This is a genomic window from Nostocoides australiense Ben110, from assembly GCF_001050535.1.
Taxonomy (GTDB): Bacteria; Actinomycetota; Actinomycetes; order Actinomycetales; family Dermatophilaceae; genus Nostocoides_A; species Nostocoides_A australiense.
The window spans coordinates 3,258,670-3,261,000 of sequence record NZ_HG764815.1 but is presented as its reverse complement, the minus strand read 5'-3'; the positions used below and the strand labels follow the sequence as shown (position 1 = coordinate 3,261,000).

Below are 2,331 nucleotides of genomic sequence, written 5' to 3'. Positions count from 1 at the left end.
CCCCCCCCGCCGCCGCCATCGCCGTCCACGACCTCGGCGTCGGTCTGCGGCCCGGCGAGGCGTCGCTGGTCTTCAACCGCTTCTGGCGCGCCGACCCCGCGCGGGCCCGCACCACCGGGGGGACCGGCCTCGGGCTGGCGATCTCCCTCGAGGACGCCCGCCTGCACGACGGCTGGCTGCAGGCATGGGGTGAAGCGGGCCGCGGATCGGTTTTCCGCTTGACCCTGCCCCGGGTCGCGGGCGAGCCGATCGGTGAATCGCCGCTGCCGTTGGCGCCCGAGCCTACCGACGTCGATGCGACGACCCGGCTGCGGCCGGTCCGCCTGACGGAGACACGATGACCGCCCGCCGGGCCCGAGCGCTGCTCGGCGCCCTCCTCGCGCTCCTGCTGAGCGGCTGCGTCGGCCTGCACGCCGACCCCCGCATCCAACCCGGACTCGGCGTCGGACCGGCCGACCGGGACGAGGTCGGCTTCATCCCGCCGGGTCCGCAGGACGGGTCGTCGCCGGAAGCCGTCATCCGCGGCTTCCTGCGGGCCGCCGGCGTCTCGGGGCAAGGGGTCGCCGTGGCCCGGACCTACCTGACCCAGAGCCTGGCCGCGTCCTGGAACCCGGAGGATCGCGCCGTCGTCACCGAAGAGGGGATCGAGGCCTTCCTCGACCAGGTCGCCACCGACACCTACTCACTCAGCGGGACCCTCACCGGCACCGTGGACGCCCAGGGCCGCTACGAGCCGGCCGCCTCGGCGACCCGCACCACGGCCCGAATCAACGTCACCCAGGTGGCGGGGCAGTGGCGGATCAGCGGGTTGCCGGACGGGTTCGGCCGGTGGCTGTCCAAGGCCGCCTTCCGCCAGCTGATGACGCCATACGACTTCTACTACGTCGGACCCGACGACGCCCTGGTCCCCGACGTGCGCTACGTCGCCACCGACAAGCTCGCCACCCGCCTCACCCGGGGCGAACTCGGGCCCGCGCCCGCCTACCTCGGCGGAGCCGTCCGCACCGATCTCGGTCCGGGAGTTCGGCTTTCGGTCGACGCTGTGCCCGTGGAGGGCGGGGTCGCCGCGATCGATCTGGCCGCCGCGCACGTCAGCGCCGACCCGGCCGCGCGGCGGCGCATGTGGGCCCAGCTGGTCGCCACGGTGACCCAGGCGCCCAATGTGTCGAGCATTGCCATCACCGTCGAAGGCGCCGGCCTGGACCTCGGCGGGCTGAATCCGCCCGTGTCGGGCATCGACGCCCTCGGCTTCCAGGAGACCGCCGCGCCCGTGGGCGTGTTGCCCCTCCTGCGGCTCGGCCGCGGCCTCGTGCCCACCGACCCGGGCCGCATCGGGCAGCCCGACCAAGGCGGTATCGCCGAGCAACCCTCCGCCTACCCTCGCATCGAGCGAACGTTCACCGAACTCGCCCTGGCCTTCATGGGGGAGGAGGTGGCCGCGGTCGCGGAGGGCGAACTCGCCCGGTTCCGCGCCAGCGCGGGTGCCTCGGTGCCGAACTTCGGCAGCAACCTCACCGGCCCGGCATACGACCGCAAAGGCTTCCTCTGGGTGGGCGGCCGGATGAGCGGCGGACGACACGACGGCGCTGTCTGGGTCGTCGACTCCGGGATCTGGCCGCCGGCCAACGCCCCGGCCCGCCGGATCACGGCCTCGTGGCTGGCCGGCCGCCGACCGGTATCGATCGCGATCGCGCTCGACGGCGCCCGCGCGGCCGTCATCAGCACCGACGACAAGGGTCGCGACGCACGACTGGACATCGCGGGGATCGTCCGCGACGACCTCGGCGCGCCGGCCGGCCTCGCCGAGAGCCCGCTGCGGCTGGCGCCTATGCTCTCGACGCTGCGCGATGTCGTGTGGCTGAGCGAGAGCGATGTCGCGGTGCTCGGCGGCGAGACCAAGCAGGCCCTGCGCCCGTATGTCGTGACCCTGGGTCAACAGGTCACCCCCCTCCCGGAGGTGAAGGGCGCGGAGCGCATCGTCACCCTGGGCGGGGAGCGGCGGCTGTTCGTGCGCACCGCGGACGAGCTCTACATGCGGGCCGGCGGTCGCTGGGCGGAGGTCGGCGTGGGCGACGACCTGGTCGTCCCGGGTCGCTGAGGCACCCCCCACGACGTTGTCCACACCCGGCGTTGTCCACACCCGGCACACCCGGGGTGGCCCGGTCCCGCCCGGGAATGGTTGCCTGGATCGTATGCGGCGGCGGATCGACATCGGCGGGCTCATCGACCTCGCCCTGCCGCGCGCCTGCGCCGGGTGCGGCCTGCCCGGCCCGAGCGTCTGCCCCGACTGCGTCGAGGACATCGCCGCCACGACCTTCGCCGGCGGGCCCA

Annotated in this window: 2 protein-coding genes; both read left to right on the top strand. The window is 74.3% G+C overall.

Annotation, left to right across the window (positions count from 1 at the left end; all coding sequences use genetic code 11):
* Positions 1-341 (top strand): ATP-binding protein (locus tag BN11_RS15815; RefSeq protein ID WP_048699293.1); only part of this gene is annotated, 341 nt, incomplete at its 5' end.
* The gene (locus BN11_RS15810) at positions 338-2,098 is read left to right on the top strand and encodes a GerMN domain-containing protein (RefSeq protein ID WP_048699291.1); all 1,761 of its coding nucleotides are present in this window, start codon (positions 338-340) and stop codon (positions 2,096-2,098) included. The genes BN11_RS15815 and BN11_RS15810, both read left to right, overlap by 4 nt.
* The last annotated feature ends 233 nt before the right edge of the window (positions 2,099-2,331 follow it).